This window comes from Streptomyces sp. MCA2, assembly GCF_023544705.1.
GTDB lineage: Bacteria > Actinomycetota > Actinomycetes > Streptomycetales > Streptomycetaceae > Streptomyces > Streptomyces decoyicus.
Genome location: NZ_JAMJFM010000088.1, coordinates 1 through 26,983, shown reverse-complemented (window position 1 = coordinate 26,983; position 26,983 = coordinate 1). Strand labels below are relative to the sequence as shown.

Here is a 26,983-nt window from a genome sequence, read left to right as displayed (position 1 = left end):
ACCCGCGGAGGCCCGTCACCGCACCCCGACAGCCCCGCGCAGCGGACCGGCCCGCCGCAGGCGCAACGGCGCGAAAGCCAAAGACGTGGGGCGGGGGCAAAGCGCAGCGGACCGGCCCGCCGCAGGCGCAACGCCGGGCGCACCGCGAAGCGGGCGAGCAACGGCGAGAAACCACCACGGCGGGACAGATAAAAACGTGGGAGGAAAATCGATTTGCACGGGGCCGTTAGACTGCCTCCCATGGCAGTTCTCCCTTGGGTTCATTAGACGGCGCAGCCCGCTCTCGGACCGTCCGTCCAATCCGCCGTCTTCCTGCCCTGGAGCTTTTTCCGTGATCACCGCCTCCGGCCTCGAGCTGCGCGCCGGCGCCCGCATCCTCATCGAGTCCGCTTCCTTCCGTATCGCCAAGGGCGACCGCATCGGCCTGGTCGGCCGTAACGGCGCCGGCAAGACCACCCTCACCAAGGTGCTGGCGGGCGAGGGCATGCCCGCCGCCGGCACGGTCACCCGCTCCGGCGACGTCGGCTATCTGCCGCAGGACCCGCGCACCGGCGACCTGGACGTGCTCGCCCGCGACCGCATCCTGTCCGCCCGTGATCTGGACTCCGTGCTCCGCAAGATGCGCGAGAACGAGGACCGGATGGCCAACGGCAAGGGCGCCACCCGCGACAAGGCGATGAAGAAGTACGAGCGCCTGGAGACCGAGTTCCTGACCAAGGGCGGTTACGCCGCCGAGGCGGAGGCCGCGACCATCGCCGCCAGCCTCGGTCTGCCCGACCGCATCCTCGGCCAGCCCCTCCATACGCTCTCCGGCGGTCAGCGCCGCCGCGTCGAGCTGGCCCGGATCCTGTTCTCGGACTCCGACACCCTGCTGCTCGACGAGCCGACCAACCACCTCGACGCGGACTCGATCGTCTGGCTGCGCGACTACCTCAAGACCTACCGCGGCGGCTTCATCGTGATCTCGCACGATGTCGACCTGGTCGAGACCGTCGTGAACAAGGTGTTCTACCTCGACGCCAACCGCTCGAACATCGACATCTACAACATGGGCTGGAAGCTCTACCAGCAGCAGCGCGAGGCCGACGAGAAGCGCCGCAAGCGCGAGCGGCAGAACGCCGAGAAGAAGGCCGCGGCCCTCAACAGCCAGGCCGACAAGATGCGGGCCAAGGCCACCAAGACCGTCGCCGCGCAGAACATGGCCAAGCGCGCCGACAAGCTGCTGGCCGGCCTGGAGGCGGTGCGCGCCTCCGACAAGGTCGCCAAGCTGCGCTTCCCGGACCCGGCGCCGTGCGGCAAGACCCCGCTCACCGCCGAGGGCCTGTCGAAGTCCTACGGCTCCCTGGAGATCTTCACCGACGTCGACCTGGCCATCGACAAGGGCTCCCGGGTCGTCATCCTCGGCCTGAACGGTGCCGGCAAGACCACCCTGCTGCGCCTGCTGGCGGGCGTCGAGACGCCGGACACCGGCGAGGTCCGCCCCGGGCACGGCCTCAAGCTCGGCTACTACGCCCAGGAGCACGAGACCCTGGACCCGGACCGCACGGTCCTGGAGAACATGCGCTCGGCCGCCCCGGACATGGACCTGGTCGCCATCCGCAAGACGCTGGGATCCTTCCTCTTCTCCGGGGACGACGTCGACAAGCCCGCCGGGGTGCTCTCCGGCGGCGAGAAGACCCGGCTCGCCCTGGCGACGCTGGTCGTCTCCTCCGCCAATGTGCTGCTGCTCGACGAGCCCACCAACAACCTCGACCCGGCCAGCCGCGAGGAGATCCTCGGCGCGCTGCACACCTTCACCGGGGCCGTGGTCCTGGTGTCGCACGACGAGGGCGCGGTGGACGCACTGGAGCCGGAGCGCATCATCCTGCTGCCCGACGGCGTCGAGGACCTGTGGGGCCAGGACTACGCGGACCTGGTCGCGCTGGCCTGATCACGGCGGATGGATCATGCCGTATGGATCATTCGGCCGATGTGTGATCCATCATCTGAGTGAGAACGGCTCGTACACCGGCGAGTCTGCGGCATACGGCCGGGCCCTTGGGGCCCGGCCGTCACCATTTCGGCGGCACACCCCCTGACCTGCCGCTTCTTGCGAAAAATCGGGCGCGGACGGTCTCCCGGCTGGGCGGAATGCGTGATTCCGGCCCTCGTGAGCGGACGCCGGGCGGCAAAGGATGTCGTACTGACCTTGCGGAATGGGTGGCCAGGAAGCCGGGGAGGGGTGATCATGAGAGTCCAGAGCGCACTTCCCACGAGGAGGCACGGGTGGCCGAGACTCTGAAGAAGGGCAGCCGGGTAACCGGCGCCGCGCGCGAGAAGCTCGCGGCAGACCTGAAGAAGAAGTACGACTCCGGTGCGAGCATCCGGGCGCTGGCCGAGGAAACCGGCCGCTCCTACGGATTCGTGCACCGGATGCTCAGCGAATCCGGTGTGGTCCTGCGCGGTCGTGGCGGAGCCACTAGGGGCAAGAAGGCCGCATCGGCCTGACGGCTGCGACTCCGGGTGCAGCGGTGTCCCCCCGGTCGGCCGAGCAGTCGGCCGGGAGGTTACCGTTCAGTCACTTACGCACGCAGGTGCGGCTGGCTGACTCGGAGGCGCTCATGACTCTGCTCGACAAGGACGGTGTGCGACTCACCGTTGACGGTGCGATCGCCACAGTGACCCTCGCCAACGGGGCGAAGCGCAATGCGCAGTCGCCGGCCATGTGGCGGGCGCTCGCCGAGGCGGGTTCGCTGCTGCCCGGAAACGTGCGGGTAGCCGTGCTGCGTGGTGAGGGCCAGTCTTTCTCCGCGGGCCTCGACCGTCAGGCGTTCACGCCCGAAGGCTTCGACGGCGAGCCGTCGTTCATCGATCTGGCACGCGGTACGGACAGCGAGCTGGATGCCACGATCGCCGAGTACCAGGAAGCGTTCACCTGGTGGCGGCGCAACGACCTGGTGTCCATCGCCGCCGTGCAGGGCCATGCCATCGGCGCGGGCTTCCAGCTCGCCCTGGCCTGCGATCTGCGGGTGGTCGCGCCGGACGTCCAGTTCGCCATGCGCGAGACCAGCCTGGGACTCGTACCGGACCTGACCGGTACCCACCCCCTGGTCGGGCTGGTGGGCTACGCCCGGGCGCTGGAGATCTGCGCCACGGGGCGCTTTGTGCATGCCGAGGAGGCCGAGCGGATCGGGCTCGCCAACCTCGTGGTGCCCGCGGACGAACTCGATGCCACGGTGACCGACCTGGCCGCCGCGCTCACCGCCCCGCCGCGCGACGCCGTCATCGAGACCAAGGCCCTGCTGGCCGGTGCCGCGGGCCGTACGTACGAGGAGCAGCGGCGCGCCGAACGGGCCGCCCAGGCGCGCCGGCTGCGCGACCTCGCGGGCGTGGGGGAGTAGCGCCGAACGCACCCGGGCAATGACGGGCGTCCCCGGCCGGGGACGCCCGTCATTCCTGTTCCACGGCGGTGACCAGCACGGCAACCGTCGACGGCGCCGACGGTGTGGCCGCCACCGCCCGCCGCACCGCGCACGAGACATCCAGTGCCCGATAGCCGGGCGCGGTCGCCAGCTGGATCAGCACATGCCCGTCGCTGAACCGCAGCGGACGGGACAGCCCGCCGAGCACCGGCGCCAGCCGGGCGACTCCCGCAACGTCCCGTGCGACGGCGGCGACCCCCGCCGGGCCCTCCTGTGTCGCACCCGTACGGTCGCCCGTCTCGGGGGTGGCCGAGGGGCCTCCCGCAGGGGCGGCCGGTGGCGGTGCCGCGGCGGCCTCGTCCCCTTCCAGCAGCCCGGTGACCCGCAGATCCACCATGCCCACCACCAGCCCCAGCTCGCGGACCGCCGCCTCCAGCAGCGCGGTACGCACCTGGTCGGCGAGGGTGGGCAGCGGCCGGTCGGCGACCGCGGTGAAGTCCGCCTCGATCCGCAGCGGGCCGGGCGGCAGTGCGCTCGGCGGCGCCGGCACCGCGGGCTCGGGGGCGTGGGCGGGGTCGGCGACGGACAGCCGCAGCGTGCCGATGCGGACACCGGCCGGCGTCCCGGCGGCCGCCCGCAGCGCTCCGATGGCGGCCTGTTCGGTGATCCATGAACCGTCCGCGGGTCCGCCGAGCGGCAGCACCCGGCCGATCCCGAGCTGAGCCCGCACCGTCTGTGCCAACTGGTTCGCGGCCACCGCGTCACCCCTTTCCCGGCAGGTCCCCGGACCTGTTCCCGGACACATCCCGGACAACTCCCCCAGACTGCCGCACACCGGCCCGCACGGCAGGGCGGTGTGCCGGACGGCGCCGTAGGGAGCACTCCGCTGCCGCACCCCCGGAGCGGACCGGACAAACCGGACCTACTGTGGGCAGCGGAGCGGGCGGACCGCTTCTCCTCGCGGAAAGGGACATACGGCCATGAGCGAGAGCCAGCAGCATGCGGAGGGAACCCGGACCCCTGCCAAGCGGGGCGGCGGCGACCCCGCGACCCGCGGGCGGACCACCATCGCCGACGGTGTGGTGGAGAAGATCGCCGGTCTGGCGGCCCGGGACGTCGTCGGCGTGCATGCCATGGGCAGCGGTTTCGCCCGTACGCTCGGCGCCGTTCGCGACCGGGTGCCCGGCGGCGGCAGGTCCGCGACCGCGACCCGCGGCGTCAAGGCCGAGGTCGGCGAGGTGCAGACCGCGCTGGATCTGGAGATCGTGGTCGACTACGGCGTCTCCATCGCCGATATCGCACGCTCCGTCCGGGAGAACGTCATCTCCGCCGTGGAGCGGATGACGGGCCTGGAGGTCGTCGAGGTCAATATCGCGGTCAGCGACGTCAAGCTGCCCGACGAGGAAGACGAAGAAGAGGGAGCGGAGTCCCGGCTCCAATAACCGGGCCCGTCCGAAGGCGTAGCGAAGGAGCGCACGATGAACATGGCCTTGGCCGGCCTCGTGGCCGGAATGGCGCTGGGCTTCGCCGGATACTTCGGCGGTTTTGGGGCCTTCGTGCTGGTGGCGGCGCTGGGCGCCGTCGGCTTCGTGGTCGGCAGATTGCTGGACGGGGATCTCCAGGCCGGTGAATTCTTCCATCCGCGCAGCAGCGACCGCGACGACCGGCGGCGGTGAAGCCGGGTGGCGACGGTGTCCCCGGTCACCGCTGCCGCCGGCGTGGCGGCGGGTGAGCGCGGCCAGACCAGGATCGCGGACCGGGTGGTGGCGAAGATCGCCGCGCAGGCGGCCCGGGAGGCGCTGCGCGGTCAGTCCCCGCACGCCTCCACGGACGCGCATGCGACGGTGACGGTGCACCGGCGCGAGGACCGCGGGCAGTTCGGCGAGGCACGGGTGCGGATCGCCGTGGAACTGGGCTACCCCTCCGACATCGGCGCACAGTGCAGGGTGGTGCGCCGTCAGGTCGCCGAGCGGGTGAAGGCGTTGGCGAGCATGGAGGTCCCCGAGGTCGCGGTGGAGGTCGAGCGGCTGCACTCCCCGCTGCTGGAAGGTACGCGCGGGAGGGTGCGATGAGCGACGATGATACGGAGCCGCCGGACACCCGCCGGCTGCCCACCCTCGACAAGACGCCGGACGCACCGGCCGGGACGACGCCGTCCGCCCCGGACACGGCCGCCACGAGCACCGCGGACGACGACCGGACCGGGCGCTTCTGGTCGGACCGGCGGGTGCCGGCCGCGGTTGTCGCGCTGCTGCTGCTGGCCGCCGCGGGCCTGCTGCTCTACGACGTGGCCGCGGTGCGCGCCGACCGCCCCGCGATGGCCTGGCGCCGGCGGCTCGCCCATGAACTGACCACCCGTCATCTCGACAACCCCTGGGTGCTGGGCGCCGCCGCGGTCGCGGTGGTGCTCGGTATCTGGCTGATCGTGCTGGCCGTCACCCCCGGACTGCGTCAGGTGCTGCCGATGCGGCAGGTGGCGCCGGACGTCCGCTCCGGGCTGGACCGGGCGGCCGCCGCGCTGGTGCTGCGCGACCGTGCCATGGAGGTCGCCGGTGTGCAGTCCGTGCGGGTGAAGGTCAGCCGTCGCAAGGCCAAGGCGCACGCCGTCTCGCACTTCCGTGAGCTGGACGAGGTCCGCGCCGACCTCGACGCCGCGCTCGGCGAGGGCCTGCGGCAGCTGGGGCCGGCCCGCCGACTCGGCCTGACCGTGCACGTCCGGCGCCCGAAGAAGAGGTGAGCGAGCGATGCGCAGGGTCCGCAGAACGATCAACCGGGTGCTGCTCGGCCTGACCGGTGTGGTGCTGCTCGGCACCGGCGGCCTGGTGCTGTTCGGCGGCCTCGGCCTGCCCGCGAAATGGCATCTGCACCTGCCCGCCCACTGGCCCTGGTCCCGCCCCGACGACGTGCTGCTCCCCGCGCACCGGCGCACCCACTGGACCGGCCAGGGCTGGTTCTGGCCCGTGGTCATCCTCGTACTGGCCGTCTTCGTGCTGCTGGTGCTGTGGTGGCTGCTGACCCAGTTCAGGCGCCACCGGCTGGACGAGATCCTCGTCGACAGCGGAGACGGCGAGGGCGCCCTGCTGCGCGGCCGCGCGCTGAAGGACGTCCTCGCGGCCGAAACGGAGGCGCTGGACGGCGTCGACCGGGCCGGTGTGCTGCTGACCGGCCGCCGGAGCACACCGCGGATCCGGGCCGTGCTGGCCCTCGCCCCGCACGCCGACCCGGGGACCGTGGTCCGGCGTCTGTCGGACGAGGCGCTGGACCGTGCCCGCCGCTCGGCCGGGCTCGACCACCTGCCGGCGGACATCCGGCTGCGCGCGGTCAAGCACCGGCCCGAGCGGGTCAGTTAGCGGGCTCGCCCGGGTCCTGTCCGCCGGGATCAGGCCGGACAGGGCCTGGGCCCCGCACGCCGGACCGCGGCGGGCTCCCCGTCAGAAGCCGTGCAGGGCCCCGCCGTCCACGGGCACCATCACGCCGGTGACATACGACGCGGCCGGCGACAGCAGGAACGCGGCGACCCGGCCGAACTCCTCCGGCTTGCCGTAGCGGCCCAGCGGGATCGCCGCGGAGTTGCGGGCGCGGGAGCCCTCCGGGTCGCCGGAGAGCGCGTCGAGCTGGGTCATCCGGTCGGTGGCGATCCGGCCGGGCAGTACGCCGAGGACGCGGATGCCGCGCGGACCCACCTCGTTGGCCAGCGACTTGGCGAAGCCGGCGAGACCGGGGCGGAGCCCGTTGGAGACGGTCAGACCGGGGATCGGCTCCTGCACCGAACCGGACAGCACGAAGCCGATCACGCCGCCCTCCGTCAGCTCGGCGGCGGCCGTACGGGCCAGCCGTACCGCGCCGAGGAAGACCGAATCGAAGGCCGCCCGCCACTGGTCGTCGGTGTTGTCGGCGGCGGTGCCGGGCGGCGGGCCGCCCACACTGATGAGCACCCCGTCCAGGCGGCCGAAGCGCTCCCGGGCCGCGGCCACCAGACGGTCGGCGGCGTCCGGATCGGCGTTGTCGGCCGCCACGCCCAGGGCGCGTTCGCCGAGCTGGGCGGCGGCCGCGGCCGCGCTCTCCTCGGTGCGTCCGGTGATCACGACATGGGCGCCGTCGGCGACCAGTGCACGGGCGGTGGCGAAGCCGAGGCCACGGGTCGCCCCGGTGACGATGTACGTCCGGTCGGTGAGTCCAAGATCCATGGCCCTAGTCTGCCTCTGCCCCGTCCCGCAGACCGAAGGCGGTCCCCACCAGGCCGATATGGCTGAACGCCTGCGGGTAGTTCCCCAGCTGGCGGCGGGCGGCCGGGTCGTACTCCTCGGAGAGCAGCCCCAGATCGTTGCGCAGGTCCAGCAGCCGCTCGAACATCTCCCGGGCCGCGTGCCGCCGGCCGCTCAGCCGCAGCGCGTCGACGAGCCAGAACGAGCAGGCCAGGAAGGTGCCCTCGCCGCCCGGCAGCCCGTCGACCGAGCCGCCCTCGGTGCTGTAGCGGCGCACCAGTCCGAGGGGGGCACCTCCCATGCCGTCAGGGCCCTGGGGGACGGTCAGCTCGCGGCGGACGGTGTCGATGGTGCTCACGACCCGCGGGTCGTCGCCCGGCAGAAACCCGACACGGGGGATCAGCAGGGTCGCGGCGTCCAGCTCCCGGGAGCCGTAGAACTGGGTGAAGGTGCCGCGGTCGGCGTCGTAGCCGCGCTCGCACACCTCGCGGTGGACCTCGTCGCGCATCGCCCGCCAGCGCTCCACGTCCCCGCCGAGTTTCGGGTCCGCCTCGATCGCCCGGACCGCCCGGTCGGCCGCCACCCAGGCCATGACCTTCGAGTGCACGAAGTGCCGGCGCGGCCCGCGGATCTCCCACAGCCCCTCGTCGGGGTCGCGCCAGGTCGACTCCAGGTAGTCCACCAGGGCGCGCTGGATGCTCCAGGCATGTGGTTCCGACGCCAGCCCGGCCGTGCGCGCGATGTGGAAGGAGTCGAGCACCTCTCCGTAGACGTCGAGCTGCCGCTGTTCGACGGCGGCGTTGCCGATGCGTACGGGAAGGGAGTCGCAGTATCCGGACAGCCACGGCAGCTCGGCCTCCGGCAGCCGCCGCTCACCGGCCAGCCCGTACATGATCTGAAGGTCGTCGGGGGCGCCGGCCACCGCGCGCAGCAGCCAGTCCCGCCAGGCGCCGGCCTCCTCCAGATATCCGGCGGAGAGCAGGCAGTTCAGGGTGAGGCTGGCGTCGCGCAGCCAGCAGTAGCGGTAGTCCCAGTTGCGTACGCCGCCCAGCTCCTCGGGCAGCGAGGTGGTGGGGGCCGCGACGATGCCGCCGGTGGGCGCGTAGGTGAGTGCCTTGAGGGTGATCAGCGAGCGGATCACGGCCTCGCGGTACGGCCCGTTGTAGCGGCAGCGCGCGGACCAGGTGTGCCAGTCGTCCAGGGTGTCCTGGAGCGCCTCGAAGGGGTCGATCTGTTCCGGCCGGGGCTCGTGCGAGGGGTGCCAGGTCAGCACGAACGCGGTGCGCTCGCCGGCGGCCACGGTGAAGTCCGAGCGGGTGCTGAAGTCCTTGCCGTAGGTGGTGCCCTGGGAGGGGGTGCGCAGCCACACGGAGTCCGGCCCGGCGACCGCCACCCGGCTGCCCTCGGCGGCGCGCACCCAGGGCACCGCCCGCCCGTAGTCGAACCGCAGCCGCAGCACACCGCGCATCTCGACGCTGCCGCTCAGGCCCTCGACGATCCGTACGACATCGGGCTGGCGGTCGCGCTGCGGCATGAAGTCGATGACCCGGACGTTGCCCGTGGGGGTCTCCCACACCGTGTCGAGGATCAGCGATTCACCGCGGTAGGAGCGCTGCGCGCGGGCCTCGGAGGACCGGGGGGACAGCCGCCAGTGGCCGTTGTCCCTGCCGCCGAGGAGTGCGGCGAAACAGGCCCCGGAATCGAAGCGGGGCAGGCACAGCCAGTCGATGGAGCCGTCGCGGCCGACGAGTGCGGCGGTCTGGAGATCGCCGATGAGCGCATAGTCCTCGATATGTGGGTGCACTCAGCGCCTTTTCCCGCCCGGAGGGCGCGCCACGCGGGGGTGGCGGCTGTCCGGGCTACGGGCCGGCCGGGACCGATGGCGCGTCCTCGCCGGCCGCCTCGGTCTCCCGGGCCTCCTCGCCCTCTTCGGCCTCCCGGGCCTGTTCGGCCGCCTCGGCCGCCGCAGCCACCCGGTCGCGCCGCTCCCGGCGGACGAGGATGACCCAGCCGACCGGCACCGCCGCCGCGAACAGCCACCACTGGACCGCATACGCCATGTGCGGGCCGATGGAGTCGTGGTCCGGCTCGGGGACCAGCTCCGGCTTGCCGCCGGACGGCTCGGGCCCGGTCTGCTCGATATAGCCGCCGAGCAGCGGCCGGCCGACCCGCTTCGTCTGCTCCTTGCTGTTGATCAGCATGATCTGGCGGGCGGGCAGGCCCCTGGTGTCCTTGATACCGCTGACGGCGGAGGTCTCGTCGGCCATCATCCGGCCGGTCACGGTCACCTTGCCCCGGGGGGCGGCCGGGACGTCCGGGAACTTGGTGAGGTCGTTGCCCGCCGAGATCCAGCCGCGGTTGACCAGTACGGCCCGGCCGTCGCCGAGGACCAGCGGGGCGAGCACGTAGTAGCCGATGCTCTGCTCGTCGGCGGCGGTGCGCTGGCGGACCACGACCTCGTGCGCGGTGTCGTAGGTGCCGGTGGCGGTGACCGTGCGCCACATGTCGTCGTGGGGCAGGTCCCGGCCGGGGGCGGTCAGCTCGGTGACCGGGACCGGCCTGGCGGCCAGGCTGCTCGCGATCAGCTGGTTCTGCGCCACCTTGTGCTCATGGCGGTGGAACTGCCAGAAGCCCAGCTTGATCATGACGGGGATCAGCACGAGAGCCACGAGGGTGAGGATCACCCACTGCCGGGACAACAGGAAGCGGTACACGGCTTCGACGGTACCTGGGGCGCCGCGGCCCCCGGGCTGCGGGTCCCCCCAGCAGCGGCCGGGGGAGGCTCCGGCCGTGTCCGTCCGGCGGACCGTGCGGACCCGCCCGGCGGACCGTGCGGATCAGACCCGGTCGACGATGCCCACCCTCCCGTCCGACCGCGCGCAGTGCGCACCGCAGTACCACTGCCCGTCGGCCTCGACGCCCTGGCCGATGATCTGGCACCGGCAGTGCTCACAGATCGGCGCCATGCGGTGGATGGCGCAGGCGAAACAGTCGAAGACATGCACCGCGCCCTGCGCGTGCACCTCGAACGTCATGCCGTATTCGTTTCCGCAGACCTCACAACGTGCCATGCGCCACAGGGTGCGGGCGGCACCCCTGCGGGGCGAGGTGCCGACGGGTGTGTTGGTCGGGCTTCACCCGGACGCAGGCGCCGGGGCGGCCGGCTCGACATCCTGGAGCAGCTGCATGAAGGCCGCCTCGTCGATCACGACCGTGCCGTACGAGGCGGCCTTGGCGGTCTTGGAGGTGTTGGCGTCCGGGTCGTTGGTCACCAGCAGACTGGTCACCCGGGACATGCTCGTGGCGACATGGAGTCCGGCCTCGATCGCCCGGTCCTCCAGCAGCTCGCGGTCCACGGAGGTGTCGCCCGAAAAGGCGACCCGCATGCCCTGGACGAGCCGGCCGCCGGCCTCGTAGCGCCCCGGGTTGGGGTACGGGCACGCCGGGCGCTTACGGGACGGCCGCCAGGTCGTGGGGCGGTACGCCGCGGCACTGGAGTGCTGCCGGGGCGCGGGGGCGTCCGACCACTCCGTCAGCGGCTGGCAGTTCAGCAGCGGCAGCCGCACATTCTCCCGCGCGGCCCGGTGCAAACCGGGACGGAACGCCTCGGCCAGCACCCGGGCGTCGTCCAGCGCATGGTGGGCGCGCTCCTGCACCACGCCGTAATGGGCGGCGAGGGATTCCAGCTTGTGATTGGGCAGCGGCAGCCGCAGCTCCTTGGACAGCGCGATGGTGCACAGCCGCTGCCGCACCGGCGCGGTCGCCGCGGCGCGGGCGTACTCGCGGGCGATCATCGACCAGTCGAACATCGCGTTGTGCGCCACCAGCACCCGGTCCGCCAGCCGCCGGGACAGCTCCGGGACGATGTCCGGGAAGAGCGGGGCATCGGCCAGCACGGCGCTGGTGAGCCCGTGGATCCAGACCGGCCCCGGGTCCCGCTGCGGGTTGACGAGGGTGTACCAGTGGTCCTGGACCTCGCCCTGTGCATCGAGTTGATACACGGCGGCGGAGATGATCCGGTCGTCGCGCGCCAGGCCCGTGGTCTCGACGTCGACCACCGCGTATCCCTGGGGATAGGCGGACGGCCAGGGGGCCGGCGGCGTCTGCGGGCCCGGCTGCTGGCCGATCTTCGGCGCGATCGGGTCGGCTGCTGCCATGCGGTCTTCGAGCATGGTCACTGAGGATAAGGGCCGCCACCGACAGCCACCGAACCGGCGTGGGGCGCGCGGGCCGGCGGGTGCGCCTGGCGCCCCGGCAAATCAGGGGCCCGTACGGGAGTTGACGGGCGCCGGCGCGGCCGTTCCCCGCCGGGAAGCGGCCGGGTCAGGAGCCGGGGTCCGCGGGGGAGAGCAGTGAGGCCACCAGCGCCTCCAGCGAGACGAGGAACAGCCGCCCGGTGTCGACCGGGCCGGCCAGCGCGCGGGCCAGCGCCGGATCGTGCCCGGCGGCGGGGGAGTCCCACAGCTCGCCCTCGCTCGGATGCTGCGCGGGCGACCGTTCGCGGTTGCGCTCGACCAGGACGAAGCCGACGACCTGGAACTGGACGGCCCGCACCGCCTCGGCGGCCGTCTCGCCGCGCAGCCCGGCGGCGTGCATCTCATGGACCAGCGCCTGCTGCGCGGGCAGGAACATCCGCTCCGTCAGACCGCGTTCGTGCACCATCGCGATCAGCTGCGGGCGCTCGCGCAGCGCCGCGTGCAGCGTACGGGCCACCGAGATGATGCGCGCCTGCGGGGTGTGCCCGGTGGGGTGGATCTCGCCCATCTCCCGCACGGTGCGTTCGACGAGGGCGTCCAGCAGCGACTCGCGGTTGCCGACGTGCCAGTAGATGGAGGTGACGGCGGTGCCCAGTTCCGTGGCGAGCCGGCGCATGGTCAGCGCCCCGGGGCCGTGCGCCCGCACCAGCCGGGCGGCGGCCGCCAGAACCTCTTCGCCGGTGAGCGCCGTACGTGTCATATGCCTCTCTCTATCCCTCAACTCCCTTTCGCGCAAGGCTCTTTACCCTTCGTCCCGCTCGGTGTAACAGTGTTACAGGCGTCTCGCGCAACCCCCGTAAGTCACCGACGACGAAGGGTGGTACGACATGGCACGCATTCGCTACGGAGCGCGCACCGAGGAGGAGCTCACCGCGGCGCGCACCGCGAGCTCCCGGCTCCCCGACATCTGGTCCACCGGCGTGGTCGCGGTCTGGGAGAGCGACCCGGACGCGGTCGCGGCCGTCCTCCCGCCGCCGCTCGCGCCGACCGGACGTCCGCTGGTCCGCGTCAGCATCAGCAAGGTCGCGCTGGCCGGCTACCCCCTGGGGGCGGGCTCGGTCGCCGTGGCGGCCGCGCACCAGGGCGTCGAGGGCTGGTATCCGCTCGTCATGCCGATGACCCACGAGCGGGCCCTGACCGGCGGCCGGGAGGTCTTCGGCGAACCCAAGAAGCTGGGCGAGGTCACGGTCGAGCGGGACGGCCCGGTGGTGCGTGCGGCGCTCGCCCGGCACGGCATCGCCTTCGTCGAGGTGCGCGGCGCGGTGAGCGGTCCGCTGCCGGTCCCCGAGCCGGCCCGGAAGACCGATTTCTACTTCAAGTTCCTGCCCGCCGTGGACGGTTCGGGATTTGACCTCGACCCGGTGCTGGTGCACTGCCTGCGCCACGAGAAGGTCCGCAAGCTGGAGAAGCTCACCGGCGATGTCGTCCTCCGGGAGTCGATGTACGACCCCGTGGCCGACCTCCATGTACGCACCCTCGTCGAGCTCACCCTCGGCGAGAAGACCACCGACCAGCAGGGCCGGGTCGTCGAGCGGGTCAGCGCCCGGTCCCTGCTGCCGTACGTCCACCAGCGCTACGACGACCCACGGCAGCTGCACGACGGACCGCCCGAGGGGAGCGTCTGATGCGGTGTCCACCCGGAGGACGACCCGGACCCCGGCCGCAGAAGCAGGCGGCCCGACCGGCACGGAGAGGTGAGCGGGTATGGAGCTGAGGGCCGGACAGGTCGCCGTCGTCACCGGCGCCGCGAGCGGCATCGGCCTGGCCATGGCGCGCCGCTTCGCCGCGGACGGGCTGCGGGTCGTCCTCGCGGACGTCGAGGAGGAGCCGCTGCGGGCCGCCGCCGACGAGCTGTCCGCGGACGGCGCCCGCGTACTGGCGCGCACCGTGGACGTCGGCGTACGCGAAGAGGTCGCCGCCCTCGCCGACGCCGCGTACGACACCTTCGGCGCCGTCCATCTGCTGTGCAACAACGCGGGGGTGGGCTCCGGCGCCGAGGGACGGATGTGGGAGCACGACCCCAACGACTGGGCATGGGCGTTCGCGGTGAACGTCTGGGGCGTCTTCCACGGCATCCAGTGCTTCCTGCCCCGGATGCTGGCGGGCGGCGGGCCCGGCCATGTCGTCAACACCTCCTCGACCGACGGCGGTGTCGCGCCGCTGCCCACCGCGTCCGTCTACGCCGTCACCAAAGCGGCCGTGGTGACCATGACCGAATCGCTCTACGCCCACCTCAGGGCCGAGGGTGCCCCCATCGGTGCCTCGGTGCTCTTCCCCGGCCCGCACATGCTGCGCACCGGCCTGTGGGAGTCGCACCGCAACCGGCCCGCGCGCTACGCAAAGGCCCGCCCGCGCCGGACCCCGTACCGCAGCCTCGCGCAGTGGGAGTCGGCGATGAAGGAGGCCGGGAAGGAGGTCGCCTTCACGCCCGTGGAGGACGTCGCCGCGCAGGTCGTGGACGGCGTCCGGGCCGGCCGCTTCTGGCTGCTGCCGCCCGGCGGGCACACCGACGCGCAGATCCGGGCGCGGTCCGCCTCGATGCTCGACCGCGGCACCCCCGCGTATCTGGAGCACTTCATTCTCGACCCGGACGACTGAGGGAGCAGCCCCCATGACGGACCCACAGGGCCCCGCGGACCGGCCGGAAGCGCCGGACCCCCGGCACGAGCCGTACCTGATCATCTCCTCCGACTGCCACGCCGGACTCCCCACCGAGGAGTACCGCCCCTACCTCGACGCCCGTTTCCACCGTGACTTCGACGAGTTCCTCGGCGGCCGGGACGCCCGCCGCGCGGAGGCCACCCGCCTCGGCATCCGCAACGAGGCCTTCGCCGACCGCTGGTTCCGGGACAACGAGGAGGGCCTGCGCGGCGGCTGGGACCCCGCACAGCGCAGGAAGGAACTCGACGGCGACGGGGTGGCGGCGGAGGTCGTCTTCCCGGACGCGGACGCCGTCGACAGCGGTACGGCGGCCCCCTTCGGCGTGGGCCTCGGCCTCTCCGGTGACCAGGACCCGGACCTCGGCATGGCGGGCGCCCAGGCGCACAACCGCTGGCTCGCCGACTTCGTCTCCGCACACCCCGAACGGCACTGCGGAGTGGCGCTGTTGCCGGTCACCGCCGAGGTCGACCGTGTCGTGGCCGAGATCCACCGTGCCAAGGAGTCCGGGCTCGGCGCCCTGATGATCCCCTCCATGTGGGTCGACAAGGAGCCGTACCACGACCGCCGTTACGACCCGGTGTGGGCGGCGGCGGCCGCCTGCGCGATGCCGGTGCTGACCCACTCCGGGGCGGCGCCCCGTCACGAGTACGGCAGCCACCTCGGGATCTATGTCTCCGAGGTGACCTGGTGGCCCGCGCGCCCGCTGTGGTTCCTGCTGTGGTCCGGCGTCTTCGAGCGCCACCCGGGCCTGAGGTTCGGGATCGCCGAATCCGGCTGCTGGTGGCTGCCCAACCTCCTGTGGTTCATGGACCGCCTCTACCTGGGCGCCCACGGCGGCAAGAAGCTCTCCCCGTTCGCGGAGCTCAGGCAGCCGCCGCACGCGTACCTGGACCGGCAGGTCTTCGTCTGCGCCACCAACACCAAACGCCGCGAGCTCGCCCAGCGCTACGAGATCGGCGTCGACAACATCCTCTGGGGCAGCGACTTCCCGCACCCCGAAGGGACCTGGCCCGACACCCGCGCCTGGCTGAAGAAGACCTTCCACGACATTCCGGTCACCGAGACCCGCCGGATGCTCGGCCTGGCCGCGGCCGAGAACTTCGGCTTCGACACCGCCGCGCTGGCCCCGCTGGCCCGCCGCATCGGCCCCACACCGGCCGAACTCGGCCAGAGCGCCGACCAGGCGGCGGTCGAGGCCTCCTGGGCCCGCTCGCGCGAGGTGGGCCGCCACTGGCTGACGGACCACGACTTCCCGGTACTGGGGGCCGCGCAATGACGCACCGACCCGACGACCGCTACACCGTCATCTCCGCCGACTGCCACGCCGGCGCCGACCTCCTCGACTACAAGCCGTACCTGGCCTCCCGGCACCACGAGGCCTTCGACGCCTGGGCGGCCTCCTACGTCAACCCGTACGAGGACCTGCTCGCCGACACCGCCGACCGCAACTGGAACTCCGGCCGCCGGCTGGCCGACCTGGAGGCCGACGGCATCGTCGCCGAGGTGGTCTTCCCGAACACCATCCCGCCGTTCTTCCCGAGCGCCTCACTCGTGGCCCCGGCACCCACCCGCGAGGAGTTCGCGCAGCGCTGGGCGGGCCTGCGCGCCCACAACCGCTGGCTCGCCGACTTCTGCGCCGACGCCCCCGGCCGCCGGGCCGGAGTCGCCCAGATCCTGCTCCACGATGTCGACGAGGCCGTACGCGAGGTCCGCCGCGCCAAGGAGGCCGGCCTCACCGGCGGCATCCTGCTCCCCGGCACGCCGCCCGGCTCCGGCCTCCCCGAGCTGCACTCGGAGTGCTACGACCCGCTCTGGGCGGTCTGCGCGGAGCTGGAGGTGCCCGTCAACCACCACGGCGGCTCGGCGTCCCCGCCGCTGGGCGACGAGCCCGCCGCCCGCGCCGTCTTCATGGTCGAGACGACCTGGTTCTCCCACCGCGCCCTGTGGCACCTGGTCTTCGGCGGTGCCTTCCGCCGCCACCCCGGACTCCGCCTCGTCCTGACCGAACAGGGCTCCGGCTGGATCCCCGGCGTCCTGGACATGCTGGACTACTACCACGGTCGGCTGGTCGCGGCCGCGACCGCTTCCCGGTCCGCCACCGCCGAGTCCAAGTTCGGCACCGGCCTGGCGGCGGCCATGGGCGCCGCCCCCTCCGGGATCTGGCGCGAGCACTGCTTCGTGGGCGCCAGCTTCATGCGCCCGCACGAGGTCCCGCTCCGTCACCGCATCGGCCTCGACAAGATCATGTGGGGCAGCGACTACCCGCACGACGAGGGCACCCACCCGCACTCCCGCGAGGCCCTCCGGCTCGCCTACGCCGGCGTCCCGGCCGACGAGACCGCGGCCATGCTCGGCACCAACGCCGCCCGCGTCTACGGCTTCGACCTCGCCCGCCTCGCCCCCCACGCGGCCCGCGTCGGTCCCACGGTCGCCGAACTGGCCGAACCCCTGGAAAAGATCCCGCCGGACGCCACCAGCCCGGCGTTCGCACGGGGCGGGGCGGTGCGGGTGTGGTGAGGGACGGCCGGAGCGTGCGGGCCGGGAATCGGGGTGGCCGCCCCCTGTGTTCGGTCAACAGCGACCCTCACGCCCCCGCTTCGTCCAGGAGACCGCTCCCATGCCAGAGCCAGAGATCGATGCCGTCGTGTTCGACGTCCTCGGCACGCTCGTCGACGAGTCCGCCGGTATCCGCGCCGGCATCCGTGCACTCGACCCGTCGCTCGACGATGCCGGGACCGAGCGGCTGCTGTCGCTGTGGCAGCAGCACATCGAGCGCGAGCAGCGCCGCATCCTCGACGGAGACCGGCCCTACCTCCCCAGCGACGTCCTCGACCGGGAGGCCGCCCAACTCGTCGCCGACACCGCCGGAGTGGGCGACCCGGCCGCCGTAGCGGCGCTGGCCCTGTCGGGCCGACGACTGCCGCCGTGGCCCGACACCGTGGCCGGGCTCGCCCGGCTCGCCGAACGGTTCCCGCTGATCGGGCTCTCCAACGCGAGCCGGACGGCGCTGCTGGCACTCAACGCCCACGCCGGACTGCGCTGGCACCAGGCCCTGTCCGCCGAGGACGCCCGGACCTACAAGCCGGACCCGGCGGTCTACCGGCTGGCCGTCACCGTCTCCGGACGGCCACCGGAGCGGCTCCTGATGGTCGCCGCCCACGCCTGGGACCTGCGCGGAGCACAGGGCCTGGGCCTGCGCACCGCCTACGTCGCCCGCCCCGTCGGCGACCCGCCCGCCTCCTCGGACCGTTTCGACCTGTACGCCGACGGCCTGGCCGACCTGGCCGACCTGGCCGGCCAACTCGGCACCGCCCACGGCCTGTCCGGCTGATCATGTGGCGGCCGCGGGGCGACAGGTGAAGCGAGCACCGCCAGGTGATCGACGGGTTCCGCTCACACCTGGGGCCCCAGTGCCCGCGCCGTCTGCGCCGCCTCCGCCACCGAGCCGTCCTCGCCGACGCCCACCCGGCGCAGCGTGGCGCCCGGCTTGCGGGTGACGACGTCCACGAGGCGGCCGTCGCGGAACAGCCCGGCGGCGCCGTCGTCGACCGCCCAGCCTCCCGGCAACGCACGGTCGTCGACGGCCGCCAGATAGCCCGGCCGGCGCCCCGGCTCGCTGTCGTAGTGCGGGCAGAGGCTGCCCGGCAGCAGTCCCAGCCCGTCGGACAGCGGCACCGGAGGGCCGAAGGAGTCGGAGAAGGCGGCCTCGAACCAGCAGCACGCCCCGGCGCTGATGCCGCACAGCAGCACCCCGGACTCGTACGCCTCGCGCAGGATCGTGTCCAGGCCGTGCACCCGCCAGACGGCAAGCATGTTGGCGGTGTTGCCGCCCCCGACGTAGACGATGTCCTGCGCGAGGACGAACGCCCGCAGGTCGGTCACGGTGCGCCGGAACAGCTCCAGGTGGTCCGGTTCGCAGTCCCGCGCGCCGAACGCCTTGTGGAACCCCTCGATGTAGCCCGGCGCATCACCGCTCGCGGTCGGCAGGAAGCAGACCTTCGGGCGGGCCCGCCCGGCGGCGTCCAGCACGAAGTCGTCCAGCAGGGTGTCGGGGTCGTCGGAGAAGCCGCCGCCGAGCAGGGCGATGGTGGGGGTGCGGGCCATGGGACCTCGATTCCGGGTCGTCGCGGGGAGCTGCGCCGGACCATCGTCGCGGAGCAGCTGACAGCACGTCTTACATACTTCTCAGTAACAACCCCTAGCGGCGCCGCCGTCCACGCCTTTATGGTGCGTGGCATGCCGCACCTGCCCGATGTCCTGTTGTGGTCCGTACCCGCCTTCGTCCTGCTCGCCGTGGTGGAGATGGTGAGCTATCGCCTGCATCCCGACGAGGACGCGGAAGGCTATGAAGCCAAGGACGCCGCCACCAGCGTCGGCATGGGCCTGGGCAGCCTCGCGTTCGATGCGCTGTGGAAGATCCCCATCGTGGCGATCTACGCCACGGTCTACGAACTCACTCCGCTGCGGATACCCGTGCTGTGGTGGACGCTGCCGCTGATGCTGCTCGGGCAGGACTTCTTCTACTACTGGTCGCACCGCGGCCACCACGTCATCCGCGTGCTGTGGGCCTGCCATGTGGTGCACCACTCCAGCAAGAAGTTCAACCTCAGCACCGCCCTGCGGCAGCCCTGGACGACCTGGACGGTCTGGCCCTTCTACGTCCCGATGATCGCCCTCGGTGTCCATCCCGCCGCGATCGCCTTCACCTCCGGGGCCAACCTCGTCTACCAGTTCTGGGTGCACACCGAGCGGATCGGCAAACTGCCGAGGCCCTTCGAGTTCGTGCTCAACACCCCGTCCCACCACCGGGTCCACCACGCCTCGCAGGGCGGCTACCTGGACCGCAACTACGGCGGGATCCTGATCATCTGGGACCGGATGTTCGGCTCGTTCGCCGCCGAGGTCGAGCGGCCGGTCTACGGGCTCACCAAGAACATCGAGACCTTCAACCCGCTGCGGGTGGCCACCCATGAGTACGCGGCCATCGCGCGCGACATACGGGCCGCGGACAGCTGGCGCGAGCGCGCCGGGCGGGTGTTCCGAGGGCCGGGCTGGCAGCCGGCCCAGCGGGCGGCCGTCGGGGAGAGCCCGAAGGCCGGCCGGCCGGGTGCCGAAGCGCGTGCCTCCGTCGAGGAGCCGGCCGCGTGACCGCCCGGTGGCCGCGGGCCGTCCGTCCGCTGCTGTGGGCCTTCGCCGTACTGGCCGTCGTGCACCTGGCGGCGCTGCTCGCCGGCGTCCCGGCCGTCGGGCAGCTCACCAAGCCCGCGCTGATGCCGGTGCTCGCCGGATACGCGCTGGCGCGCGGCGGCCCGCCGCTGCTCGCCGGTGCGCTGCTCTTCGGCTGCGGCGGCGACACCTTCCTCCAGATCGGCGGGGACCTCGCCTTCCTGGTCGGCATGGGCTCGTTCGCCGCGGGGCACGTCTGCTATCTGCTGCTCTTCGCCCGGTACGGGACGGCGCCCTGGGGCGGACGGCGGGGACGGACGGCCGCGGCCGGTGCCGCGTATGCCGTGCTGCTGGCCGGCACGGTCGTGCTCCTGTGGCCGGACCTCCCGGCGGACCTGCGGATCCCGGTCGCCGGCTACAGCCTGCTGCTCACCGCCATGGCGTTCGGCGCGCTCCGGGCGGGCCCCTGGGCCGCCGTCGGCGGGCTGCTCTTCCTGCTCTCCGACACCCTGATCGCGAGCGGTATCGCGCACTGGCCGCAGCTGCCGGGCCCACAGTTCTGGATCATGTTCACCTATGTCGCGGCCCAGTACGCGCTGGCCGAAGGGGTGTTGGCCGCCACGACCCCGCGGCCCGCACCACACCGGACGCAGGCGCCCCGGACGGCAGGCGTACCGTAACCGGGTACACCCTCCGCTGCCGGCCGAAGCGGCGGGCGACGAGCGGCTGCTGACCTGCCTGCCGGCGGTCTCCGACGTCCTGGGCACCGGCCATCACGCCGCCCTCGGCGCGGGCGTGCGGCCCGGCTCGACGGTCGCGGTGGTCGGCGACGGCGCGGTCGGCCTGTGCGGGGTGCCGGCCGCCGGGCGGCTGGGCGCCGAGCGGATCATCGCCCTCGGCCGGCACCGGGCACGTACCGATATCGCCCGGACCTTCGGCGCCACCGAGGTGGTCGCCGAGCGCGGCGAGGAGGCCGTCGCCGCGGTCCGCGAGCTGACCCGCGGCCAGGGCGCCCACGCCGTCATCGAGGCGGTCGGCACCGAGCAGTCGATGCGCACCGCGGTCGGCATCACCCGGGCCGGCGGGGCCATCGGCTGGGTCGGCGTGCCGCACGGCAGCGGCAGCGGCCTGGACATGCGCACCCTCTTCGACCGCAACATCGCCGTCCGCGGCGGTGTCGCCCCGGTCCGCAGCTACCTCCCGGAACTCCTCCCCGACGTCCGGGACGGCACCCTCGACCCCGCACCGGTCTTCGACCGCACCGTCGACCTGGCGGGCGTCCCGGACGGCTACCGCGCCATGGACGACCGCACCGCACTGAAGGTGCTGGTCAAGCCCTGATCGGCGGACCACGCAGGCGCGGGCCCGGCCGGCCGGACGGGCCGCCGCTTGAGTCTCCCTCCGTGGGAGACCCGACAGTGGACGGCATGAACGAGGACGGCACGGGCCTGCTCACCATTGGCGCGCTGGCGCGCTTGACCGGCATCCCGGTCAAGACCATCCTCCCCCGAGCTCTTGAGGAGCAGGGGGGACCCCCATCTGGTCGGACCAGGACCTGCTGCCGCCCGCCGCCCGCACCCCCGCGGGCTACCGGCTCTACGGCCCGGACGCCCCGGCCCGCCTGGAGATCGTGCGCAGTCTGCGCGACCTGGGCATCGGGCTGGCGGCGATCCGGTCCGTACTGCACCGCGAGCGCACGGTCGCCGAGACGGCGGCGCAGTGGGCGGACGCGCTGGACGCACAGATCCTCCCCCATAGCCTGAACGGCATGGGGGGACCCCCATCCTCCAGTTGCAGCGCGCCGTGCTGCGTGCGGTGGCCGCGCGGGGGAGCGCAGCAGAGGAGCTGCCGAACATGACCGAACTGGCCCGTCTGTCGGCCCGGGAACGCCGCCGGATCATCACGGACTTCGTCGAGGACGCCCTCGACGGTGTGCACGCCCCCGCCTACCGCACCGGCCTGCTGGCCGCCGTCCCCGACCTGCCCGACGACCCCACCCCCGAGCAGATCGGCGCCTGGACCGAACTGGCCGCCCTGGTCCGCGAGCCGGAACTACGGGCGGCGCTGCGGCGGCTGGCCGAGTACAGCGCGCGTACCGGGCCGGCGGCCGGGGAGGCGCCTGCCGCGGGGGAGACGGACCCGGCCGGGCGCGAGCAGGACGCCGTGCGCGTCGCGGAGCTGATGCGGCTCCGCGGAGAGGAGGCCGTCACGGCCGGCCTCGCCCCGGACTCCCCGGCCGCGGAGCCCCTCGTCGCCGAGCTGGTCGCCGCCTGGCTGCCCACCCAGGCCGGCACTGCCGACCCGCCCGCCGAGGACGGCCCGCAGGCCCGCGGCCGGCTGCTGGAGCAGTTGGAGACCGCCGCCGAACCGGCCGTCGAGCGCTACTGGCAGCTGCTGTGCACGGTCACCGGCCGGCCCGCTCCGCCCCGTTGGGACACCGCGGGCACCTGGACCGCGGCCGCGCTGCGCGCCCACCCCCGGCCGTACGAGCTGGACCGGTCCGCGTTCGACGGCACCGATCCGGACCGGGTGATGCACGCCTATGTGCAGGTGACCCGGGACGTCGGTGCCCTGGTCGCCGCCGTACGCCCCGAGGACCTCGGCCTGCCGACGCCGTGTGCGGGGTGGAGCGTACGCCAGCTGCTCGACCACATGGTGTGGGAGAACCTGATGGCCACCTCGATCGCCGAGGACACCCCGCGGGGCGACCACGCCGCCGACCACCTCGGCGACGACCACCGCGCGGCCTTCGCCGACTCCGTGCGCGCCGCCCTCGCCGCCTTCACCGGCAGCGGGATGCTCCAGCGCACCTACGGCCCCTACGAGGCGCCCGGCGCGATGATCGTCCAGCAGGTCGTGGTCGAACTCCTCGCACACGGCTGGGACCTGGCGCGTGCGACGGGTGCGCCGACCGGGCTGGCACCGGAGGTCGCCGAGGAGACCCTGGCGGCGGCCCGCCGGATCTACGGCGCCGCGCCGCGCACCGAGGGCAGCTCGTTCGCCCGGGAGCGCCCCGCCCCGCCCGGCGCCGGCGCAGTGGACCGGCTGGCGGCCTACCTCGGCCGCGACCCGGTCTGACGCGCGCCCTGCGAACCGCACGCCCCGTAAACCGCACGCACCGCGCGCACCGCACGGAAGAGGGCCGGGTGACTACTCACCCGGCCCTCCCGCGTCCCTCCCGTCTACCGTCCGGGAGTTACTTCTTCACCGCGTCCAGCGCGTCGACGATGCCGTAGCCGTAGTGGCCGTTGACATGCTTGGTGCCGGTGCAGGTCGCGTCACCCGTGGGGCAGCCGGGGTTGTCCGCCTGCTCCTTGAGGAGCCACTGGATCTCCTGCGGGCTGGACTTCGGGTGGGCGCTCTTGAGCAGCGCCGCCACGCCCGCGACATGCGGGGTCGCCATGGACGTACCGGCCAGGTAGGCCCAGTCGCCGCCCGGCATGGTGGAGAGGATGTTGCCGTTCTTGGCGGGCAGCTCGGGCACCTGCTTCGAGTCACCGCCCGGCGCGGCCACATCGATCTGGCCCAGGCCGTAGTTCGAGTAGTAGGACCTGAGCTTGTTGACGCCGGTCGCCGCGACCGTCACCGTGCCCGGCAGCTGGGTGGGAACGTCCCAGCAGGTCTTCGGGTTGATGGTGCGCTCGACGGGGGTGGAGTCGTTCGGGCTGGAGGCGTCGGGAAGCTGGGGCGCCGCCAGGTCGAGGTTGGAGTTGCCCGCCGCCGCGATGTTGATCGCGCCCTTGCGCTGGGCGTAGCTCGCCGCACGGCCGACCGCGTCGATGATGGCCGCCTGGTCGGCGTCATCCTTGCAGTTGAACATCCACGGGTCGACGTAGTAGCTGTTGTTGGTGACCTCGACGCTGTGATCGGCCGCGAAGACGAAGGCACACACCACGCTCTCGGCGTAGAAGAGGCTCGTCTCCGGCTCGCTGACCTTGAGGGCGGAGATCTTCACACCCGGCGCGACCCCGGCTACACCGGCGCCGTTGCGGGCCGCGGCGATCGTGCCCGCGACATGGGTGCCGTGGTAGTCCTCGTCCGGGTTCCAGGGGCGCCAGGCACCCTTGGAGGTGTCGGCCACGCCGCCCACGCAGTTGGCGGACTGCTTCGCCGAGAAGTTGGGCTTCAGATCGGGGTGGGTGTCGTCCACACCGGTGTCGATGATGGCGACGGTGACCTTCTTGCTTCCCGGGTTCACCTTCGCGGCCTTGTCGGCCTTGATGGCGGGCAGGTCCCACTGGAGCGGTTCGAGCGGCTCCTCGCCATTCGCCTTCGCCGCCTTGCCGGCCGCCATGAGCTGGGACTTCGGCAGGTCGATCTTCTGCGGCTTGCCGACGTCGGTGGTGCCCTGTGCCTTGAGCGGCGCGGTGCGGGTCGCGCCCGCCGACTGCACGCCCGGCACCGTCCGCAGGGAGGCGGCGAACTGCGGGTTGGCCGAATGGACGACGATCACGCCTATCTGCTCATGGGCGATGATCACCTTCCCTCCGGCCTTGGCTATCGCCTTCTCGACCTTGCCGACCGTGGCATGACCGGGCGTGGTGTTCACGACGTACGACAGCAGCGGGCCGTCGGCCGAGGCGGCGGCGGCCGGGGCGGAGTCCTGGGACGCGGCGGTGGCCGCGTTCGGGAGGAAACCGAGGGACGCCGTCAGAGCCAGTCCGAGCGGTACGGCCAGCGCCCGCATGCGTCTGGATCGGGGATGTGCCATGGATACTCCACATCATCCGTGAGACCGCCCGTGGCGCGGTTTGCGCACGGGCGGATGCAATGAGATGTGAAGTTATCGGCGATCACTCCTGCGCAGCAATGGAATGCGGAGAAAAAACGGGGAGAAAACCCGCCAGGAGCGTGGAATTGATAGCGCGTCAGCCGATGTCGGCACCGTTCCGGCAGGTCGGCGGGGCCGTTCAGCCGTGGCGTCGCAGTGTGGTGATGCTCAGCGGAGGCAGCGCGATCCGCGGACCGTACCAGCGGCGCACGGCCGTGGCCGCCTCCGGCCGGGGCTCCGACGGGGCGACGGCGAGCGGCGCCGGCAGCCGGATGCTGCCGTAGGGGCGCCGGCGGGGAGCGGGTGGCTGCGGGGCCTGCTGGGGCGGCGGATTCACACCGGGCTCAACGAAGCGGCCCGCATGCGGTGGCGGTCGGCGCGGGCATTCCCGGTTTCTTCTGGGATTCAACCAACGCACCCCTGTCGTATCGTCCGATGCACCTCTACCATGCGTGATCTAGATCACTTACGTGAGCTTTATTGCCGGCCCGGGCTCCACCTGCGCCGATCCGCCGGACCGGCACGGGAACCCGCCCCTTCGCGTCAGGAGATTCCGTGAGCGCCGCACCGACCCTCGACCCGGGAACGCACGAGCCGCCCGACTACATCCAGGTGCAGTCGAGTGCGGAATTCGATGAACTCCGCCGCGTGCACCGCTCGTTCGCCTTCCCGCTCACCGTCGCCTTCATCCTCTGGTACCTCGGGTACGTCCTGCTGTCGAGCTACGCCGGCGGGTTCATGGGCACCAAGGTCCTCGGCCACATCAATGTGGCGTTCGTCCTCGGCATCGGCCAGTTCGTCACGACCTTCCTCATCGCCTGGTGGTACTCCCGGCACGCCGCCGCCAAGCTCGACCCCAAGGCCGAGGCCATCAAGGCCCGTCTGGAGGGTGACGCATGAGCCCTCTCCAGCAGCCGCTCGTGTCCCAGCTCGCGGCCGGCGGCGCGAGCGAGCACCGCGCCCTGATCATCGCCCTCTTCGCGGTCTTCGTCGCCGCCACCCTCGGCATCACCGTCTGGGCCGGCCGGCAGACCAAGGGCGCGGAGGACTTCTACGCCGGCGGCCGGCAGTTCAGCGGATTCCAGAACGGCCTGGCCATCTCCGGCGACTACATGTCCGCCGCTTCCTTCCTCGGCATCGCCGGCGCCATCGCCCTCTTCGGCTACGACGGCTTCCTCTACTCCATCGGCTTCCTCGTCGCCTGGCTCGTCGCGCTGCTCCTGGTCGCCGAACCGCTGCGCAACTCCGGCCGGTTCACCATGGGCGACGTCCTCGCCTACCGGATGCGCCAGCGCCCGGTCCGTACGGCAGCCGGCACCTCCACCATCGTCGTCTCGATCTTCTACCTGCTCGCCCAGATGGCGGGCGCCGGCGCCCTGGTCACCCTGCTCCTGGGCATCACCAGCGAGGCGGGCAAGATCCTGGCCGTCGTCCTCGTCGGCATCGTGATGATCCTCTACGTCACCATCGGTGGCATGAAGGGCACCACCTGGGTCCAGATGGTCAAGGCGGTCCTGCTGATCGCCGGCACCCTGCTGATCACCTTCCTGGTGGCGCTGAAGTTCCACTTCAACCTCTCCGAACTGCTCGGCGCCGCGGCACAGAACAGCGGCAAGGGCGCGGCCTTCCTGGAGCCCGGCCTCAAGTACGGCGCCACCGCCACCTCGAAGATCGACTTCATCTCGCTGGGCCTCGCCCTCGTGCTGGGCACCGCGGGCCTGCCGCACATCCTCATCCGCTTCTACACGGTCCCCACGGCCAAGGCCGCCCGTAAGTCCGTGAACTGGGCGATCGGCATCATCGGCGTCTTCTACCTGATGACCATCGCCCTCGGCTTCGGTGCCGCGGCGCTCATCAAGCCGGAGGAGATCACCGCCGCCAACAAGGCGGGCAACACCGCTGCCGCGCAGCTCGCCGAGGTGATCGGCGGCGGTGCCGGATCCACTGGGGGCGCGGTGCTGCTCGCCGTCATCTCCGCGGTCGCCTTCGCGACGATCCTGGCGGTGGTCGCCGGTCTCACCCTCGCCTCGTCCTCGTCCTTCGCCCACGACATCTACGTCAATGTCATCCGCAAGAACCAGGCCACCGAGAAGCAGGAGGTCGGCGCGGCCCGCTGGGCGACCGTCTGCATCGGTGCCGTCGCCATCGTCCTGGGCGTCTTCGCCCGCGGTCTGAACGTCGCGGGCCTGGTGGCGCTCGCCTTCGCGGTCGCCGCCTCCGCCAACCTCCCGACCCTCCTCTACAGCCTGTTCTGGAAGCGCTTCACCACCCAGGGCGCCCTGTGGTCCATCTACGGAGGCCTCCTCTCCTCCGTCCTCCTGGTCCTCTTCTCCCCGGTCGTCTCCGGCAAGGAGACCTCGATGTTCCCCGGCGCCGACTTCGACGTCTTCCCGCTGGAGAACCCGGGCCTGATCTCCATCCCGCTGGGCTTCCTGCTCGGCTGGCTGGGATCGCTGCTGTCCAAGGAGGAGCCGGACGTCCAGAAGTACGCCGAGCTGGAGGTCCGCTCGCTGACCGGGACCG

General features: G+C 72.5%; 29 protein-coding genes and 1 pseudogene. 20 read left to right on the top strand and 10 right to left on the bottom strand.

Annotation, left to right across the window (positions count from 1 at the left end):
- The first annotated feature begins 331 nt into the window (after positions 1 to 331).
- The 3 genes from abc-f (at position 332) to M8I34_RS39870 (ending at position 3,380) form a co-directional block, all read left to right on the top strand.
- Entirely contained in the window at positions 332 to 1,930 is a 1,599-nt protein-coding gene (gene abc-f, locus M8I34_RS39880; RefSeq protein ID WP_244415628.1) for a ribosomal protection-like ABC-F family protein, read from the top strand.
- A 335-nt stretch (positions 1,931 to 2,265) separates the two neighbouring features.
- The gene (locus M8I34_RS39875) at positions 2,266 to 2,487 is read left to right on the top strand and encodes a helix-turn-helix domain-containing protein (RefSeq protein WP_006606369.1); all 222 of its coding nucleotides are present in this window, start codon (positions 2,266 to 2,268) and stop codon (positions 2,485 to 2,487) included.
- Positions 2,488 to 2,600: 113 nt separating this feature from the next.
- On the top strand, positions 2,601 to 3,380 hold the full coding sequence (locus tag M8I34_RS39870) for an enoyl-CoA hydratase/isomerase family protein (protein ID WP_250057982.1): 780 nt from the start codon (positions 2,601 to 2,603) through the stop codon (positions 3,378 to 3,380).
- Between the two features lie 49 nt (positions 3,381 to 3,429).
- Here M8I34_RS39870 and M8I34_RS39865 read toward each other — a convergent pair whose 3' ends face one another.
- Entirely contained in the window at positions 3,430 to 4,158 is a 729-nt protein-coding gene (locus M8I34_RS39865; protein WP_250057981.1) for a hypothetical protein, read from the bottom strand.
- A gap of 223 nt (positions 4,159 to 4,381) precedes the next feature.
- On the opposite strand from M8I34_RS39865, the gene M8I34_RS39860 reads away from it, so the two are divergent.
- The 5 genes from M8I34_RS39860 to amaP are packed head-to-tail and all read left to right on the top strand — an operon-like array spanning position 4,382 to position 6,751.
- Positions 4,382 to 4,843, top strand: a complete 462-nt coding sequence (locus tag M8I34_RS39860; protein ID WP_250057980.1) for an Asp23/Gls24 family envelope stress response protein — start codon at positions 4,382 to 4,384, stop codon at positions 4,841 to 4,843.
- A gap of 36 nt (positions 4,844 to 4,879) precedes the next feature.
- Positions 4,880 to 5,077, top strand: a complete 198-nt coding sequence (locus M8I34_RS39855; protein ID WP_244415632.1) for a hypothetical protein — start codon at positions 4,880 to 4,882, stop codon at positions 5,075 to 5,077.
- A gap of 6 nt (positions 5,078 to 5,083) precedes the next feature.
- Positions 5,084 to 5,473 (top strand): Asp23/Gls24 family envelope stress response protein, encoded by a 390-nt coding sequence (locus tag M8I34_RS39850; RefSeq protein WP_250057979.1) that lies wholly within the window; start codon positions 5,084 to 5,086, stop codon positions 5,471 to 5,473.
- A complete protein-coding gene (locus M8I34_RS39845) occupies positions 5,470 to 6,138 on the top strand; it encodes a DUF6286 domain-containing protein (protein ID WP_250057978.1) in 669 nt (222 codons plus the stop codon). Before M8I34_RS39850 ends, M8I34_RS39845 begins: the two co-directional genes overlap by 4 nt.
- Positions 6,139 to 6,145: 7 nt before the next feature.
- Positions 6,146 to 6,751, top strand: coding sequence for an alkaline shock response membrane anchor protein AmaP (gene amaP, locus M8I34_RS39840; RefSeq protein ID WP_250057977.1), 606 nt, complete (start codon positions 6,146 to 6,148; stop codon positions 6,749 to 6,751).
- A gap of 81 nt (positions 6,752 to 6,832) precedes the next feature.
- Here the strand turns inward: amaP and M8I34_RS39835 are convergent, their stop codons facing one another.
- The 6 genes from M8I34_RS39835 to M8I34_RS39810 all read right to left on the bottom strand — a co-directional run bounded on the left by M8I34_RS39835 (position 6,833) and on the right by M8I34_RS39810 (position 12,562).
- Positions 6,833 to 7,588 carry an SDR family oxidoreductase gene (locus tag M8I34_RS39835; protein ID WP_250057976.1) on the bottom strand — a complete coding sequence of 252 codons (756 nt, stop codon included), beginning with the start codon at positions 7,586 to 7,588 and terminating at the stop codon, positions 6,833 to 6,835.
- Positions 7,589 to 7,592: 4 nt separating this feature from the next.
- Entirely contained in the window at positions 7,593 to 9,410 is a 1,818-nt protein-coding gene (locus M8I34_RS39830) for a glycoside hydrolase family 15 protein (RefSeq protein ID WP_250057975.1), read from the bottom strand.
- Between the two features lie 55 nt (positions 9,411 to 9,465).
- The gene (locus tag M8I34_RS39825) at positions 9,466 to 10,320 is read right to left on the bottom strand and encodes an SURF1 family protein (protein WP_250057974.1); all 855 of its coding nucleotides are present in this window, start codon (positions 10,318 to 10,320) and stop codon (positions 9,466 to 9,468) included.
- Between the two features lie 123 nt (positions 10,321 to 10,443).
- Positions 10,444 to 10,677 carry a hypothetical protein gene (locus tag M8I34_RS39820; protein ID WP_030087516.1) on the bottom strand — a complete coding sequence of 78 codons (234 nt, stop codon included), beginning with the start codon at positions 10,675 to 10,677 and terminating at the stop codon, positions 10,444 to 10,446.
- A gap of 63 nt (positions 10,678 to 10,740) precedes the next feature.
- The gene (locus M8I34_RS39815) at positions 10,741 to 11,778 is read right to left on the bottom strand and encodes a DEDDh family exonuclease (protein ID WP_250057973.1); all 1,038 of its coding nucleotides are present in this window, start codon (positions 11,776 to 11,778) and stop codon (positions 10,741 to 10,743) included.
- A 151-nt stretch (positions 11,779 to 11,929) separates the two neighbouring features.
- Positions 11,930 to 12,562, bottom strand: a complete 633-nt coding sequence (locus M8I34_RS39810) for a TetR/AcrR family transcriptional regulator (RefSeq protein ID WP_250057972.1) — start codon at positions 12,560 to 12,562, stop codon at positions 11,930 to 11,932.
- A 127-nt stretch (positions 12,563 to 12,689) separates the two neighbouring features.
- On the opposite strand from M8I34_RS39810, the gene M8I34_RS39805 reads away from it, so the two are divergent.
- The 5 genes from M8I34_RS39805 (at position 12,690) to M8I34_RS39785 (ending at position 17,854) form a co-directional block, all read left to right on the top strand.
- Entirely contained in the window at positions 12,690 to 13,487 is a 798-nt protein-coding gene (locus M8I34_RS39805) for an acetoacetate decarboxylase family protein (RefSeq protein WP_250057971.1), read from the top strand.
- Between the two features lie 79 nt (positions 13,488 to 13,566).
- Positions 13,567 to 14,460: an SDR family NAD(P)-dependent oxidoreductase gene (locus M8I34_RS39800; protein ID WP_250057970.1), complete on the top strand. Its 894-nt coding sequence runs from the start codon at positions 13,567 to 13,569 to the stop codon at positions 14,458 to 14,460.
- A gap of 13 nt (positions 14,461 to 14,473) precedes the next feature.
- Positions 14,474 to 15,799 carry an amidohydrolase family protein gene (locus M8I34_RS39795; RefSeq protein WP_250057969.1) on the top strand — a complete coding sequence of 442 codons (1,326 nt, stop codon included), beginning with the start codon at positions 14,474 to 14,476 and terminating at the stop codon, positions 15,797 to 15,799.
- Positions 15,796 to 17,040 (top strand): amidohydrolase family protein, encoded by a 1,245-nt coding sequence (locus M8I34_RS39790; RefSeq protein ID WP_250057968.1) that lies wholly within the window; start codon positions 15,796 to 15,798, stop codon positions 17,038 to 17,040. The genes M8I34_RS39795 and M8I34_RS39790 overlap by 4 nt, the downstream gene beginning before the upstream one ends.
- Before the next feature lie 100 nt (positions 17,041 to 17,140).
- Complete coding sequence (locus M8I34_RS39785) at positions 17,141 to 17,854, top strand: haloacid dehalogenase type II (protein ID WP_250057967.1); 714 nt, start codon at positions 17,141 to 17,143, stop codon at positions 17,852 to 17,854.
- Between the two features lie 62 nt (positions 17,855 to 17,916).
- On the opposite strand, the gene M8I34_RS39780 is transcribed toward M8I34_RS39785, so the two are convergent.
- Complete coding sequence (locus M8I34_RS39780) at positions 17,917 to 18,627, bottom strand: peptidase E (protein WP_250057966.1); 711 nt, start codon at positions 18,625 to 18,627, stop codon at positions 17,917 to 17,919.
- A 132-nt stretch (positions 18,628 to 18,759) separates the two neighbouring features.
- Between M8I34_RS39780 and M8I34_RS39775 the strand changes: the two genes are divergently transcribed.
- From M8I34_RS39775 to M8I34_RS39755, 5 genes and pseudogenes are all read left to right on the top strand, one after another.
- Positions 18,760 to 19,671, top strand: a complete 912-nt coding sequence (locus M8I34_RS39775; protein WP_250057965.1) for a sterol desaturase family protein — start codon at positions 18,760 to 18,762, stop codon at positions 19,669 to 19,671.
- Positions 19,668 to 20,369 carry a lysoplasmalogenase gene (locus M8I34_RS39770; RefSeq protein ID WP_250057964.1) on the top strand — a complete coding sequence of 234 codons (702 nt, stop codon included), beginning with the start codon at positions 19,668 to 19,670 and terminating at the stop codon, positions 20,367 to 20,369. Before M8I34_RS39775 ends, M8I34_RS39770 begins: the two co-directional genes overlap by 4 nt.
- Before the next feature lie 16 nt (positions 20,370 to 20,385).
- Positions 20,386 to 21,030: pseudogene (locus tag M8I34_RS39765) on the top strand (zinc-binding dehydrogenase); the annotation flags it as partial.
- Between the two features lie 196 nt (positions 21,031 to 21,226).
- Positions 21,227 to 21,547, top strand: coding sequence for a MerR family transcriptional regulator (locus M8I34_RS39760; RefSeq protein ID WP_308372792.1), 321 nt, complete (start codon positions 21,227 to 21,229; stop codon positions 21,545 to 21,547).
- Positions 21,544 to 22,767: a TIGR03086 family metal-binding protein gene (locus M8I34_RS39755; protein WP_250057963.1), complete on the top strand. Its 1,224-nt coding sequence runs from the start codon at positions 21,544 to 21,546 to the stop codon at positions 22,765 to 22,767. The genes M8I34_RS39760 and M8I34_RS39755 overlap by 4 nt, the downstream gene beginning before the upstream one ends.
- A gap of 118 nt (positions 22,768 to 22,885) precedes the next feature.
- On the opposite strand, the gene M8I34_RS39750 is transcribed toward M8I34_RS39755, so the two are convergent.
- Entirely contained in the window at positions 22,886 to 24,400 is a 1,515-nt protein-coding gene (locus M8I34_RS39750; protein ID WP_250057962.1) for a S8 family serine peptidase, read from the bottom strand.
- A 199-nt stretch (positions 24,401 to 24,599) separates the two neighbouring features.
- Positions 24,600 to 24,797 carry a hypothetical protein gene (locus M8I34_RS39745; protein WP_244415650.1) on the bottom strand — a complete coding sequence of 66 codons (198 nt, stop codon included), beginning with the start codon at positions 24,795 to 24,797 and terminating at the stop codon, positions 24,600 to 24,602.
- 218 nt (positions 24,798 to 25,015) lie between these two features.
- Here M8I34_RS39745 and M8I34_RS39740 point away from each other — a divergent pair, with 218 nt between their 5' ends.
- Both M8I34_RS39740 and M8I34_RS39735 read left to right on the top strand, forming a co-directional pair.
- On the top strand, positions 25,016 to 25,360 hold the full coding sequence (locus M8I34_RS39740; RefSeq protein ID WP_250057961.1) for a DUF485 domain-containing protein: 345 nt from the start codon (positions 25,016 to 25,018) through the stop codon (positions 25,358 to 25,360).
- Positions 25,357 to 26,983 (top strand): cation acetate symporter (locus tag M8I34_RS39735; RefSeq protein WP_250057960.1); only part of this gene is annotated, 1,627 nt, incomplete at its 3' end. The genes M8I34_RS39740 and M8I34_RS39735, both read left to right, overlap by 4 nt.